Consider the following 15,469-nt stretch of genomic DNA (forward strand, 5'->3'; position numbering starts at 1 on the left):
ACGTAGTGGATTTTATGTGCTTGTACACTTTAGAGTATGCTAAGGAAAGATGAACTAGGCAGCTACGCTACCTAGTTCAACGCTTTTACACTGTGACGATTTTCAGCGTGTTACTGGCGCCGATGGTTTCCATCTTATCACCATGTGTGATGATCACAGTGTCGCCTTTTTCTAATGAACCTGCTGTCACTAGCGTATCAAGCGCTTCGCGAACAGTTGAATCATCAGAGCATTGTGTCGAGTCAAATCTCACAGGATAAACGCCACGATAGAGTGATGCCTGTCCAAGTGTTGATTGATGGCGAGACAGTGCGTAAATAGGCAAACCAGAACTGATACGGGACATCAATTTTGCGGTATTACCTGATTCAGTTAGCGCAACAATCGCTTTTACTGAATCTAAATGGTTTGCTGCGTACATTGCCGACAGCGCGATAGTTTCACAGGTATCAGCAAAACGGCTGTCTAAGCGGTGTTTAGAGATGTGTATCTGTGGTTGAGATTCTGCTCCTAAACATACACGAGCCATTGCCGCCACAGTTTGCTCAGGATAATCACCAGCAGCGGTTTCTGCTGAAAGCATTACCGCGTCTGTGCCATCAAGCACTGCGTTTGCAACATCCATTACTTCAGCTCGAGTTGGCATTGGGTTGTCAATCATTGACTCCATCATTTGGGTGGCAGTGATCACAGTACGATTTAGTGAGCGAGCACGGCTGATAATTTGTTTCTGTTTGCCAACAAGGGCTGCATCGCCAATTTCTACACCTAAATCACCACGGGCAACCATCACCGCATCAGAAGCCAGTACGATGTCATCAATCGCCTCTACGGTTTCAACCGCCTCTGCACGTTCGATTTTTGCAAGTAACTGAGCATTTGAGCCTGCTTTTTCTGCCAGTCCTCTAACGTAACGCATGTCGTCACCACTACGAGGGAATGAAACCGCAATATAGTCCACGCCAATTTCAGTTGCAGTGATCAAGTCTTCTTTGTCTTTGTCAGTAAATGCAGGTGCAGTTAATCCGCCGCCTAAACGGTTGATCCCTTTATTATTTGACAATACGCCGCCTACTTTAACACTGGTTTGAACTAAGTGACCCTGAACTTTTTCAACAACAAGTTGAATAAGCCCATCATTCAATAACAGTAAATCACCTTGTTTTACGTCATTCGGTAATTCTTTATAGTCGATACCCACGGCTTCTACATGACCTTGGCCAGGTTCCATTTTTGCGTCTAGAGTGAATTTTGCACCCACTTCTAAAAACACTTTGCCTTCTTTAAAGGTTGAAACGCGGATTTTAGGACCCTGTAAATCTGCAAGGATCGCTACATTTACGCCTAAACGTTTAGCAATTTCGCGAACGGCTTCGGCTCTATTTTTGTGATCTTGAGCTACACCGTGTGAAAAGTTTAGTCTGACTACGTTGGTTCCGGCACGAATGATTTTTTCTAAGTTGTTATCTCTATCCGTCGCTGGCCCCAGTGTTGCGACGATTTTTGTGCGTCTAAGCATCAGATTCTCCTGTTAGCTTATCAAGGTAAGCAAAAACTTATGAATGTGTTAAAAGTAAATCAAAATTGCTGTTTTTTTACACATGCCACATTGTAAAATCACGATTTAACTAATTAGAGCATAAAGAATTATGCAAAACCCTTTTTAACACTCGAATTAAGTTATATGATCTATATGTCATCATTATGACACCGGTGTCAGTGGCCGTCAATCTCGAATATTTTACCTTACAGCTTAGGGGGGCTATTTGAGATTTATCACAAAATTGGTGAATTCGCGCTGCTGTCACTATATTGCTATACAGTGAATTGTGTTAGCTGTCATATTTGGGAGACTGATAATGATATCAGTGAATTGTGTGTCTCGCTGGTCAATCATGGTCGCTCAGGTATAATGCACATACACGAACGCATAAAGTTTTGATGTTACCGAGGAGGAAACTAAATGCAGGTTGCATTAGTTGGTTTGGGTGTGATGGGTAAAAACCTCGCGCTAAATCTAATTGAGAAGGGGATGACCTTAGTCGCTTATGACAAGAACCCCGAAGTAGGTGCGGAATTATTAAGTTGCGCACAGTCGTTAGGTATGGCGGAGCGCTTACACATAGTGTCTGATCTCGGTGATATGATCAGAAGATTAGAGACTCCTCGCTCGATTTTATTACTCGTTCCAGCAGGTGAACTAGTAGATAAAGTTTGTAGCGATTTGGTTGAAGCTGGAGTTGAGAAAGACGATATCATCGTTGACTGTGGTAACAGTAATTACAAAGATGGTATTGCACGTAAATTGAAGTATCAGAATAAATTTGAGTTTGCCACTATGGGGATCTCTGGCGGTGCCGAAGGTGCACGTCATGGTCCTGCAATGATGGCAAGTGGTTCAGAAGGTGGCTGGGAGCGTATAGAACCGTGGTTTGAAAAGGTTGCTGCGAGCTACAACAACGAATCATGTTTCGCGCGTGTTGGGCAATCGGCCAGCGGTCACTTTGTTAAAATGGTGCACAACGGTATTGAGTATGCGTTGATGCAGCTCATTGCGGAGCTTTATCAATTGCTTCGTTTGGGTACCGGTCGCTCTCCTAAAGAAGTAGCAGAGATTTTTGAATCTTGGTCTGAAGGTAAATTAAATAGTTATCTGCTTGCAATTTCTAGCCACATTTTAAGTCTAGAAACAGAGCAAGGCGAGTCTTTAGTCGACCTTATCGACAATAAAGTAGGGGCTAAAGGCACAGGTCTTTGGACGGCGCAAAACGCATTGGAGCTTGGTATTGCCGTACCTTCACTTGTCGCTGCGGTACAAGCTCGCCATCTTACCAATACCATTGATACGCCAGCTGCAAAAGAAATGACGTATGCGAATAAATCAACGCAAACAATTGACGTTGATTTAGACGAATTAAAAGACGCATTCTATTTTGCCAGCTTGCTATGTTACCGCCAAGGTCTTGCATTGATTAAGGGCGCCTCGCGTGCACACCAGTGGAAAGTTGATCTCAACAAAACACTACAAACATGGCGTGCGGGTTGTATCATCCGAGCTGACTACCTAGACGATATCGCTGAAGGTGTTGAATTTATCGATTCACTTGAGAAGCCAGCACTTGCGCTACGTAGCATTACAGGTAAAGCTGTGGCGACCGGTTTGTCTTTCCCTGTGCTTGCAGCGACGCAAACTTATATTGCAACACTGAGCACGCCAAGCAATGGACACTTGGTGCAAGCACAGCGTGATTACTTTGGTGAGCACGGTATAAAGACACACAGTGGTGAAACTTGTCATCTTACTGATCTTGTCGATATCGAAGCAAAAGTTAGATAATAACCGACGTTCGGATCATTTTGAACTGATTAAAAGCCGTGGTAACGATACCACGGCTTTTTGTCGCTCTACTTAGCTTACCGCTATCGAGTTAGCTCACCGCGCAGATTGTCTTGCATCAAATGGCGGATCGTTTCAAGTTCAAGCTGCTGGCTAAATAAATAGTGTAGCTTTGTTAAGCATGCTTCTAGTGTCATATCGTAGCCACTGATCACACCACAGTTTAATAACGCATTTCCTGTCGCGTAGCCACCCATATTCACTTTTCCTTGAATACATTGAGTTAGGTTGATAATCACCACTCCGCGATCACTGATTGCTTTAAGCTCAGTTAAAAAATGCTCGTCTTGTGGCGCGTTGCCAACACCAAAGCTTAATAAGATCAGCGCTTTCATCTCCCCACGCATTAGGTTCTTAAGAATTTCAGTTGAGATCCCTGGATACAAATGCATTACCGCGATAGGTTGAGGTGAAATCTTAGTGACCTGCAAACTTTGCTCTACGTAGGGCTTAATTTTCCTTCGATCAACTGAATATTGATCCCAGCTTGTGCCAGCGGAGAAAGGTTTGGAGAAGCGAAAGCATCAAAGCCGTCAGCATGCGCTTTTATCGCTCTATTACCGCGATAAAGTTTATTGTTGAAAAACAAACTCACTTCGGCGATAGGGTAGTTAGCAGCCAAATACATCGCGTTTAGCAGATTCACTTGACCATCAGAGCGTAGCTGTGACAATGGAATTTGAGAGCCGGTCACTATCACAGGTTTAGTTAAGTTCTCAAACATGAAGGATAGCGCAGAGGCAGTGTAGGCCATAGTATCTGTGCCATGGAGCACCACAAAGCCATCGTAGTCGTGATATTTGGATTGAATGTCATCTGCGATAAGCTGCCAATGATGCGGCGACATATCAGACGAATCAATTAATGGGCAATATTCATGAATATCAAAAAGCGGCATTTCATCACGAGTAAACTCAGCGTTATTTTTCACCGTATCTGTTAGGTATCCTGCAACTGGAACGTAACCGCGACTGGATTGCTTCATACCAATGGTACCACCGGTATAGGCGATATATATTTTTTTTCTTTTCATAAAAAAGCCCAGAATAAAATCTGGGCTCAGTATAACAATTACAGCACCACAATTGCAGTGCTTAATCTATTTTACTCAGGTGACACGTTACATACTAAACAAAGCGTATAGACATGATTAGGATCGTTAAGCTGACCTAACATTTGAGTTTGTAGTGCTATTGTATTGTTAACGCTGTTCATGGCATTTAATGCGGTTTTCGCGAATATCGATTGCTCAGGTACAAGAGCGCTAATGACACTTTGCACCATAGATGCACCAAATAATTGCTGCATTAGTTTTTCTTGTTCGGTGAGTGTCTGCTCAATAGTGATAACGTCATACATCTCTAAATTAGCAAGCGCCGCAGCCGCTTCAATCGCGTCGTTCTTGTTACCTAACTTATCAACTAAGCCAAAGTCAAGCGCTTGAGTTGCCAGCCACACACGTCCTTGAGCAACATCATTAACCGCTGACTTATCAAGGTTTCTCTCGGCTGCAACCATAGAGATAAACTTATCGTAGGCATCTTCAACCCCCATTTGGATAAGGTTTTTATAGCCACCATCTATCCCTCTGAACGGAGATTGACCTTTTAACTCGGTGGTCGCAATACCATCAGAGTAAATTCCCAATGAGTTTGCTGCATTTTCAAAGGTCATGATCATGCCAAATACACCAATAGAACCCGTGATCGTGCTTGGCGATGCCCAAATTTCATTAGCTGATGCCGCAATCCAATAACCACCAGAAGCTGCAACTGAACCCATGGATGCTATTACAGGCTTTCCAGCTGCTTTTAGTGCGATGACTTCGTTGCGAATGGTTTCAGAAGCAAACATGCTACCACCGCCAGAGTCAATTCTTAGTACAACGGCTTTCACTTTGTCGTTAAGGCGAGCCTTTTTAAGTAGTGCAGCTGTTGAATCGCCACCAATAGCTCCCGCTTTACGCTTGCCATCAGAGATTTGACCTTTAGCAACAACCACTGCGACTTTTTCGGTAAATGGATTTTCTGCAAACTCTTTAGGCGGCAACGTCGATAGATATTGATTGAACGAGACCTGTTTAAAAGATTTTCCTTTTGCATCTAGACCAACTTCATCGATCAGCTTCTGTGCAAACGCTTGGTTGGTCGTTAACGTATCGACCCATTGGTTATCGATAGCATACTTGGCGGAATCGCCTTGTGCGGCTTCCATTTTGTCCGTTAACGCTGCGAAGGTTTCATCAAAGTTAGCCACATCAAAACCACGGTTTTCGGCTACTTCTGTTTTATATTGTGTCCAAAGAGGGGTGATCCACCCAAGATTTGACTCTTTTGCTTCCGGTGACATATCGCTGCGAATATAAGGCTCAACAGCTGACTTGTATGTACCAACGCGGAATATGTGTTGGGTAACTTTAAGCTTATCAAGAGCTTCCTTGAAATACAGCGGGTACATGCCAAAACCGGTGATGTTAACCCCACCGTAAGGATGTAGAGAAATTTCATCGGCTACTGAAGCGAGATAATATTGAGCTTGAGTGTAATAAGCGCCGTGAGCATAGATTTTTTTGCCTGTCGCTTTAAATTGCACGAGCGCGTCTTTGATATCTCGTAACTTGTCGAGATGGGCGCTGTGAAGACGTTGTAAATCAAGATACATCATGGTAACGCGGTCGTCTTGAGCCGCTTTATTAATAACATCAATGACATCATCTAATAAAATTTCACTTGGCTCTTCTGAATCGGCGAAAGCATCACTCATGGCCGCCTCAACAGCGTCAACATAGGTCAATTGCTCGACTATGATGCCGTTCAAGTTTAAACGTAATACGCTTTTGTTTTCGATGTTAACCTGATCTTCACCAGATACAATGCTTATCACTATGGCGATAAGAATGAATAAAAACAGCAGATTTAGAATTAATCGCCTGGAAAAGTTCAGTGTGGCCCAAATGCCTTTAAAAATATTCGCTATCAGTTTCAAAATGATCCCTTATGCTTAACTTCAATACAACTCTATACGTTTATCATATATCAGAGCGAGTTTCATGAATAATAGAAAAACGTAACGAAGTATTTTCATGATTGAAATATCGCCAATGCTGCCAAATTCGTTAATTTCTTTCTTCTTAAGACTTGCCAAATAATAAAAAAACGTTAATGTTCACAGGTAAGACCAGTTTTGTGGGGCGGCAAATGTTAGAACAAGAACTACAACTTAAACATACCAGTTTGCGAAATCGCTTGGTAATGGGATCAATGCATACCGGGCTTGAAGAAGGATGGCACAACCGAAAGCGACTCGCTGCATTTTATGAAGAACGAGCAAAAGGCGGAGTGGGTCTGATCGTAACCGGTGGTTACAGTCCAAACCTACGCGGTAAGCTGACACCCATTTCTTCATCTTTTAACTCGTTATACGACGTGGTTAAACACAAAGCATACACTGACGTGGTACATAAACATGGCGGCAAAATTTGTCTACAGTTACTACATGCTGGGCGCTATGCTTATCATCCATTCAACACCGCACCCAGTGCGATTAAAGCACCGATTAATCCATATAAACCAAAAGCAATGAGCTTAAGCGCCATAAAAGGTACGATTAAAGACTTTGCTCATTCAGCTAAGTTGGCCGAAAAAGCAGGGTATGATGGCGTGGAGATCATGGGCTCAGAAGGGTATTTAATCAATGAGTTTATGGCTAATCATACCAATAAGCGCACTGATGAGTATGGTGGTAGCTTAGAAAACAGAATGCGATTGGCAACGGATGTTGTAAAAGCGGTTAGAGCAAAGGTGAGTGATAAGTTCATTATCGTTTTTCGTCTCTCGGTCATGGACTTAATCCCAAATGGATCAACACCCGACGAAGTGGTGCTTCAAGCCAAAGCTTTGGTCGCAGCAGGCGTTGATATTCTTAACACCGGTATTGGTTGGCACGAAGCGCGAGTACCGACCATCGCTTCTATGGTTCCACCGGGCGCTTACCGCGAAGCGTCTAACCGCTTGAAACAAGCCGTTGATATTCCCGTGGTGGCGGTAAACCGTATCAATACCCCTGAGCTTGCCAATGACATACTTGCAAAAGGAGATGCGGATCTTATTTCGATGGCACGACCATTACTTGCGGACCCTGAATTCTTTAATAAGTACCAAACGCAACGCACAGAGCAAATTAATATTTGTATTGGGTGCAACCAAGGCTGCTTAGACCATGTTTTTAAAGGCAAACGTGCTACGTGTTTGGTGAACCCACAAGCAGGATTTGAGCTAGATTATCCGCTTGAAAAAGCCAAAACCAAAAAACAAGTACTTGTGGTTGGGGCTGGACCGGCTGGGTTGTCGGTCAGTTATTATCTCGCTAAAAAAGGCCACCAAGTTAAGCTTATCGATAAAGGAAGCGAGCTTGGTGGTCAGTTTAATTTAGCGATGCGGATCCCAGGAAAAGAGGACTTCCAGCACACACTTAAATACTATGTCAGCGAAATAAATCGCTTGGGTGTAGAGCTTTGTCTAGACACACCTTATGAAGAAACAATGGCAAGCGCGTTTGATGATGTGGTATTCGCAACGGGTGTAAGCCCACGTATGTTGAAAATAGAATGCGCAGATGGTAAACGCGTGTTTGCCTATGACGAAGTTATTAAAGGTGAAGTGAAATTAGGCAACAAAATTGCCATTTTAGGCGCTGGTGGTATTGGTTTTGATATGGTCGCGTTTTTAACTGAACAGCGAGAACAATCTATTCCTGATTTTAAATCACAGTGGGGAATAGAGTGTGAAGCGCAGCCATCACAAGAGCAAAGGCCTATTTATATGTTAAAACGCTCTGAGGGACGTTTTGGTAAAGACTTAGGTAAGACCACCGGCTGGATCCACAGAGCCGTTGCAAAACATCACAATGTTCAGCAAATTGCAGAATGCGAATATATCAGCTTTGATAATCAAGGTTTGACTGTAAGAGTTGCAGGTGAAGAACAACTGCTAGATGTAGATACGGTCATTGCCTGTATTGGGCAAGTTTCTAACGATAGCTTGTTTGATAAAGAGGCATTACCTGACAATCAGCATGTTATTGGTGGTGCCAAACTGGCTGCTGCGATTGATGCTAAGAGAGCGATTGCAGAGGCCCTTCAGGTAGCAAGAAAGATCTAATGAAATAACCCAACCCAATCTGCGGTCTATACTGATAATTCAAACATCAACTATGGACCGCATATGCTTGCCAACCTACTAAAGCCGTATCGGCAACAACAAAATTTATCTCAACATTTTTCTGGTCTCGCGCCATTACTTATGCGCCTTATTCTTGCGCCAGTTATGATCATTGCAGGTTACAATAAATTAAATTTGGCCAATCCGGACGCAACATTTTTACAACGCCTCCTCGCCGATCCCAATATTGTCGCATGGTTTGGCAATAGTGAATGGGGCTTAGGTTTACCTTTTCCTGACTTACTTGCCTTTCTAGCCGCTTGGGCGGAGTTTTTAGGTGGCTGGTTAATTTTGCTTGGCTTGCTTACGCGTTTGGTGTCTATTCCACTTATGGTTACTATGTTTGTTGCTGCAACGACGGTTCATTTGGATAACGGTTGGTTTTCGATAACGCCAACAAATCCAGATACTAGCGCCGCAAAAGTATTAGACTGGCTCGGCTTTGAAGAAGCTAAAGTAAGTTTAGAAAATAGCCTCGAAGCAAAGCAACGTTTAGATTCGATTAAAGAGATAGTCGCAGAAAATGGCAGACCAAATTATCTCTATGAAAAAGGGAATATTGTTATTTTAAACAATGGAATTGAATTTGCGGCAACTTACTTTGTATTACTACTATCACTATTTTTTACCGGTGGTGGACGTTATGTCAGTGTTGACTATTGGTTGAGGCTACTTATTGATAGCAAACAACGCGATTTACTTCCAGAATAAAAGGAGGTTTTGCAAGGAGGCAATCCAGAAACCCGTGTTGTTGCGTGGTCGAATTTAAGGGGAGATGGTAGACTACCGCCACGTAATACCAAATTGCTTAATTAAGTGGTCTATATTGAGGCAAGTATTAAGTCAAATTGGTATAATTCACGGTCATTTTGAAGGCACAACACGGGATGAGTTAATGGACGCCATAGAACTACTTTTAACACGCCAGTCAGATAGCAATTTGTCTTTTCCTGGACCTAACCCTGCTCAGTTAGAAATCATAAAAAAAGCAGCACTAAAAGTGCCAGATCATGGTGGTTTAACACCGTTTAGATTTATTACAGTAGAAGAAAAAGGCCGTGAAAAGCTAGGTGAAATCTACTATCAAGCGGCGGTAAAAGAGCAGCAAGAGCAACGAGTAATAGATAGAGCGAGACAGCTACCAGAGCGCGCGCCAATGTTAATCATCGCAGTATCTCCTTATCAAGAGCATCCAAAAGTGCCTCGTATTGAGCAAATTCAAAGTGCAGGCTGTAGTGTATTTGCTATGCAGCAGGCGGCTTTTGCACAGGGGTTGTCTGGTGTATGGCGAACTGGCTACTTTGCTCAGAGTCCAGAAGTGAAAAAGCAACTTGGTCTCGATGAAAAAGATGAAATCGTTGGCTATCTTTATTTAGGCACGCCTACGGTGCAGTGCACTAAGCCTATAAGACACATACCAGAAGATTTCTTTAGTAGTTTATAAGGATACGCAGCCATGGCATTACATGTAATTGATCACCCATTAGTTCAGCATAAACTTGGACTCTTGCGAGAGCAGGGTATATCAACCAAAAATTTTCGCGAAATTGTTTCAGAAGTTGGCAACTTACTCACTTACGAAGCAACAAAAGATCTGACGTTGAGCGATCAGGTTATTTCTGCTTGGGACGGTAACGAGTTAACAGTTAAAAGGCTGACAGGTAAAAAGATCACCTTAGTGCCAATCTTAAGAGCTGGTTTGGGAATGCTAGATGGCATACTGCAGTTGATCCCTGCGGCTAAAGTGAGTGTTGTGGGTTTACAGCGCAACGAAGAAACACTTGAACCTGTGCCTTATTTCGAGAAGTTGGTGGGCAATATCGATGCTAGACTTGCATTAGTTATTGACCCAATGCTGGCGACAGGTGGCTCACTGATTGCTACTATCGACATGCTCAAAAAAGCAGGTTCAAAAGAGATCAGAGCGATTGTACTTGTGGCAGCGCCTGAGGGAGTAAAGCTGGTGGAAGAAGCGCATCCTGATGTCGAAATTTACACGGCAGCATTAGATAGCCACTTAAATGAGAAAGGATATATAGTCCCTGGACTTGGTGATGCCGGTGACAAAATCTTTGGTACGAGAACTTAGTAGATTTAGTGACTAACAAATTTTGTTTTTTGATCTAAAACAATGATACAAAAAAATATGGTAGTAAAAACACGCCTTCCGCTCTATTTTTGTTAAAACAACAAAATAATATTAAGGATAGACGATGTATTTGCTACGTATTTTTTTGTGGCTAAGCTGCATTTCTGCTTCAGCAAACGAGCTCCCCAGTATTGAAAAAATAGAAACATTTGCTACCAACTATCATCTCAATCTCAACATACATACACAAACAAGCAGTCTATCTGGCAGCGCAACGATAACGGTTAAAAATCAAGGAACAACACCAACTAGAGTAATCCCTTTAAGACTTTATCGCTTGCTTAGTGTAGTCGGTATCACTTCGGAAGCGGGTAAGTCCCTCAACTATACACAACGAGTAGTAAGTAACATTGATGACTCACTATTTCAGTCTAATTATATTAAATTATCGTTATCTGAGGCGCTCCAACCAGATCAACAGACAACTTTTACTGTTAATTATTCTGGCCATATAAAGGGATATGTGGAAACTGGGATGGGTTACATTAAAGATGACATCACCCCTTTATTTTCTATTATTCGTATGGACGCATATGCTTATCCGCTCATCACAGTGCCTGATGATAGGGTAAATCGCGCGTCACGCTTTTGGCAGAAGTTGTATAACTACACTGCTGACATCGAAGTGGATAGTGGCTTAGTAGTAGCAAATGGTGGCATTTTATTGGGCGTAATAGAAACCAGTCATGGCCGAAAGGTGTATTCTTACAAAAATCAGAAACCCTCATGGAGAATGGACTTCATGGTTGCACCATATACCGTGACAAAAGGGCATGGCTTTAAGCTATTTACGTTACCGGGAAATAAATATGCAACTGACTATATAGAAAAAGCAAAGCAAACCATAACATTGTATGAAAGCTGGTTTGGTCAACGTCAAAGTACTGGTGAGTTTAGTTTTATAGAGATCCCGAAGGGGTTTGGTGCTCAAGCTGACGTTACCGCAATTATCCAAGACAGCGAAGGGTTTGTGGAGGTAACCCGCCTGTATCATGAACTTAGTCATTTATGGGATCCACGTTCGAATGAAAGTTACTCACCGCGCTGGAATGAAGGCAAGGCGACCTTTTTAGAGTATTTAACTGATTCGCGGTTTAATAAAACGGTGTCTTTAAGCTCGCATATGACAAACGTGTTAAAACGGGCAAAGAAACAATTTGGTAAACAGCCAAAATATTTAACGACTACGTTTGAAGAATATGGAAAAGCGGGGCTTAATGCCTATTCGGTAGGGGCGCTATTTTTTGCGCTCTTGCATCATGAGCTAGGAGAGGAAAGGTTTAATCATTTACTACGTACTTTTTATGCAGCACATGTTAAAAGCGAAGCATCAACAGGCGACTTTATCCTTGCACTGCGTGACTTAAAAGACCCTAACATTGATTGGATATTATCTCGTTGGGTGAATAGCCATAGGTTCACGCTTGATATTTTACACGCCACCAACTTTGAGCACTTCATCATGTTGAGTATAAGAAGCAGTAAAATATAAACAAGCCAAATAAAAAAGCTACCCATAATAGGTAGCTTTTTGGCTTCTATAAAAGAAAGGAATCGGTATTAAAAGTAGCCTCTGATGCCAAGCTTAATGTTACGACCTGGAAGTGGGGCTTGCTCTTTAATAAACGAGCTATGCACAAAGCCTAGCTCATCTGTTAGGTTATCAAGGTTAACATAACCAACCATGTCACTGCCCATAAACTCAAAGTCATAATTGAATGACATATCCACTAACGTATAACCCTTAGTTTCACTTTCGTAGCTAGCAATATTATTTTGATCAAAGTAATGCGTCACCGTGAAGTTAGCAGTTAAATTCTTGTAGCTGTGCTCGTAATCCAGACCGAGCTTGTTGCTCGGGATACGTGGTAAATATTCGTCGTTATCTAACTTCGCTGTTAGCGAGTCACCAAACAATTTGACGCGCGCAAAGTTACTTAGTTTGTAATGGGCATCAAACTCAAGACCATATAGCTTGGCATCACTACTTTCAAACTTAAACACTGGAACGGCGCCTTCATGTTCATGATCCGCCACTTCTAAACCGTGCTCTGGACTAAAGATATAGTCTGTTAATGCCTGATAGTAGAAGTTTTCGATGTCGTTGTAGAAGAAATTAACGGTATAGCCAAAGTCGCCTGAGAACTTTCTAAAGCTGATGTCTAAGTTGTTTGATGTTTCTTGTTTGATATCTTGCGGCTCGAAGTGTAATTGATCACCTTCAAGCTCATAACCAAGCCCTAGTTCATAGGTGCTGGTTGCGATATGAATGCCATTTGAAAGCAATTCAGCGGTTAATGGTGCGCGCTCAGAGCGAGACAGCGAAACGGCAACGTTTTGGCCTTCAGCAAAATCGTACACGCCACCAATAGACAGACTTAGATTTGTCATTTCAAGGTCATAAGAAATAAACCCATTATCTAAGTTGCCACCATGATCGTGGTCATGGTCATGATCACTGTCATGCGAGTGATCTTCTTCATATGCTTCTAGCTGATTACCTTCGCTTGATAGCTGGTAGTCTTCGATACGAGCCCCTAACTCAAGCGTAAAATCTCCAAAACGGCGTTCTTCTAGGATATAAAATGCGTGCGTTTTGGTGTTGGTCGATGGCGTGAAAGCTTCAGCACCGTTTGCAGCGTAATCGCTGTCGGAGAAATGATATCCAACAGTGCCGTGCCACTCACCTAAGCGGTGCTCTGCGGTTAAGCGTAACTCGGTTGTGTCATTTTCAAATACTGTGCCTATGTTTCCGTCTTCAATTTCAGCATGCTCATAATCGGTGTAACCGACGCGTAGACCAATAGACTCAAGCCAATCACTGTGCACTGCATAATTTACAAGGCCTTGCCAACGGTCCTGCTTTACTCGGGCAAATACTGATTCTTCCTCGTGGTCATGACCTTCCTCTCCATGCTCATGCTCATGATCATGGCCAATATGTGAGTGAGCTGGAATACCATAGTCGGTATCAACACGCCCATAAGAGAAACCAACGGTCAGATGATCACCGACATAACTCGAACCTAAATTAAATTGCTCAGAATCGATAAAGGTGTTATCGACGCGGTTGGCATACTCTGCGTCATGCTCTTCTGCTTCGTGGGCATGATCTTCGCCTTCATGTTCGTCGTGTGGAAGCGCGAAGTTAGGGGTTTCATAGTCATCACCTTTACGCTTAACGCCATCGAAATGGAAGTTGAAGCCGTCAAAGCCAGATTCTAATAACACCGCAAAGGTATTGGTATTTGAGTTGGTATCATGGCTATAGTCGGCAGCGCCTTGAAGGCTTTCGATCACATCAGTCGGAATACGATTATCAACGACATTAACCACACCACCGATTGCACCTGAGCCGTATAGTAGGGTCGCTGGGCCTCTTAGCACTTCAATTTGCTGTGCGGCTAGAGAATCGTTGGTGTTTGCGTGATCCGGACCAACGCGCGAGGCATCGCTACTATCTAAACCATTTTGTGTGATTTTAACTCGAGGACCATCTAAACCACGGATAATAGGGCTTGAACTTACCGGACCAAAATAACTGGCATTGATCCCTGGTTGGCCTTTTAGTGTTTCACCCAGTGTGGGCTTTGCACGGTTTTTTAGTTCATCACCGCTTAATACACTCACTGGAGAGGTCATTTCCATACTATTTTTGTGCAGGGCAGAAGAATAAACAACTATGCTCTCAACGGACGTTGGTGTTAGCTCAACACGTACGAAACCTTGCTCTTCGGTAACATTAATACGATGATCTAAGTAGTTTGGTTTTGAGATATGAAGCTGCGAGTCAGCATCAAGTTCAATTGTAAATTGGCCAAATTTATCTGACTTTACCGATTTACTTTTGCCATGAAGATGGATAGTGGCGTTACTGAGAGGTTGATTGGTTGCATCAACAACTTTACCTGTTAGTTGTGCAGCATAGGCTGGCGCTGCACCGATTATTGAAATTAATGCGCTGGCGATAAGAGACTGCTTAAACATATTTTATTACCACGAGTTAGATTATGTATTGAACGAGTAAGCCTATTCGGCTAGTAGAGTGATAATATAACACTACAAATTTAGTGGATCAATAACGTTATACTATAACTTAGTTATTGTTGAAATTAGAATTACAACTATAGTTAAGGAACAAGTCAAAGTGAGCACAACGTAATGAACAAGCCATTTGTTTTCAAGGCAAGGATTAAGGTTGCTGACTTATTTCACCATAGCCACCATGAAGAAGCATTTACCACTGCCATATTGTCAAAAGAAAGTAGTGAGCATTTTGCGATGAAATTGCTTGGGATCTGCGCACTGTCTTTTGAAAAGCCCGCAAAGTGGAGCAAGGCGGAGAAAAAGTATTGGCCGGATGTATGGCTTGAAGATGACAACAAAGAGGTTGAAGTCGCCTTGTTTATAGGTACCTTAGAAGTCGATGAGATACTCAAGTACGAAAAGCTTTATGCTAAGGTTGTGGTGTTGTGTGCTGACGGTGAGCAATGGTTTGAAGAGCGTCGAGCGCAATTACAGTTTATTGGGTCTTTCTCTGTGTTTAGTATTCCCACGGACTTTGTGGTTGAATTGTGTGAAATGCTGACGCGAAGTCTACATTGGGATGTGATTTTTGAAAATGGGGCGATGAGTGTTACTGATAGTGAACACTACATTCGTACTCAAATTACCAAGCTGATTTAACGCAGTAGAAAAGGATAA

General features: G+C 42.6%; 10 protein-coding genes and 1 pseudogene. 7 read left to right on the forward strand and 4 right to left on the reverse strand.

Annotated features, from left to right (window positions below; translation table 11 throughout):
• Positions 1-85: 85 nt before the first annotated feature.
• Entirely contained in the window at positions 86-1,519 is a 1,434-nt protein-coding gene (gene pyk / locus B1L02_RS07890) for a pyruvate kinase (RefSeq protein WP_088530594.1), read from the reverse strand.
• Between the two features lie 444 nt (positions 1,520-1,963).
• Between pyk and gndA the strand changes: the two genes are divergently transcribed.
• Entirely contained in the window at positions 1,964-3,337 is a 1,374-nt protein-coding gene (gene gndA / locus B1L02_RS07895) for an NADP-dependent phosphogluconate dehydrogenase (RefSeq protein WP_069019114.1), read from the forward strand.
• Positions 3,338-3,420: 83 nt separating this feature from the next.
• On the opposite strand, the pseudogene ansA reads toward gndA, so the two are convergent.
• Positions 3,421-4,430: pseudogene (gene ansA, locus B1L02_RS07900) on the reverse strand (asparaginase).
• A gap of 71 nt (positions 4,431-4,501) precedes the next feature.
• A complete protein-coding gene (gene sppA / locus B1L02_RS07905) occupies positions 4,502-6,382 on the reverse strand; it encodes a signal peptide peptidase SppA (protein ID WP_088530595.1) in 1,881 nt (626 codons plus the stop codon).
• A gap of 212 nt (positions 6,383-6,594) precedes the next feature.
• On the opposite strand from sppA, the gene B1L02_RS07910 reads away from it, so the two are divergent.
• The 5 genes from B1L02_RS07910 (at position 6,595) to B1L02_RS07930 (ending at position 12,257) form a co-directional block, all read left to right on the forward strand.
• Positions 6,595-8,556, forward strand: a complete 1,962-nt coding sequence (locus B1L02_RS07910) for an FAD-dependent oxidoreductase (protein WP_088530596.1) — start codon at positions 6,595-6,597, stop codon at positions 8,554-8,556.
• 63 nt (positions 8,557-8,619) lie between these two features.
• Positions 8,620-9,327: a DoxX family protein gene (locus tag B1L02_RS07915; RefSeq protein WP_088530597.1), complete on the forward strand. Its 708-nt coding sequence runs from the start codon at positions 8,620-8,622 to the stop codon at positions 9,325-9,327.
• A 184-nt stretch (positions 9,328-9,511) separates the two neighbouring features.
• A complete protein-coding gene (locus B1L02_RS07920) occupies positions 9,512-10,060 on the forward strand; it encodes an NAD(P)H nitroreductase (protein WP_088532251.1) in 549 nt (182 codons plus the stop codon).
• Positions 10,061-10,072: 12 nt separating this feature from the next.
• Positions 10,073-10,705, forward strand: a complete 633-nt coding sequence (upp, locus tag B1L02_RS07925; protein WP_010604856.1) for a uracil phosphoribosyltransferase — start codon at positions 10,073-10,075, stop codon at positions 10,703-10,705.
• 124 nt (positions 10,706-10,829) lie between these two features.
• On the forward strand, positions 10,830-12,257 hold the full coding sequence (locus tag B1L02_RS07930; protein ID WP_088530598.1) for a M1 family aminopeptidase: 1,428 nt from the start codon (positions 10,830-10,832) through the stop codon (positions 12,255-12,257).
• 68 nt (positions 12,258-12,325) lie between these two features.
• Here B1L02_RS07930 and B1L02_RS07935 read toward each other — a convergent pair whose 3' ends face one another.
• Positions 12,326-14,752, reverse strand: a complete 2,427-nt coding sequence (locus B1L02_RS07935) for a TonB-dependent receptor (protein ID WP_088530599.1) — start codon at positions 14,750-14,752, stop codon at positions 12,326-12,328.
• Between the two features lie 174 nt (positions 14,753-14,926).
• On the opposite strand from B1L02_RS07935, the gene B1L02_RS07940 reads away from it, so the two are divergent.
• A complete protein-coding gene (locus B1L02_RS07940) occupies positions 14,927-15,451 on the forward strand; it encodes a YaeQ family protein (RefSeq protein ID WP_088530600.1) in 525 nt (174 codons plus the stop codon).
• Positions 15,452-15,469 lie beyond the last annotated feature (18 nt).

The sequence above is a fragment of the Pseudoalteromonas piscicida genome (assembly GCF_002208135.1).
Classification (GTDB): domain Bacteria; phylum Pseudomonadota; class Gammaproteobacteria; order Enterobacterales; family Alteromonadaceae; genus Pseudoalteromonas; species Pseudoalteromonas piscicida_A.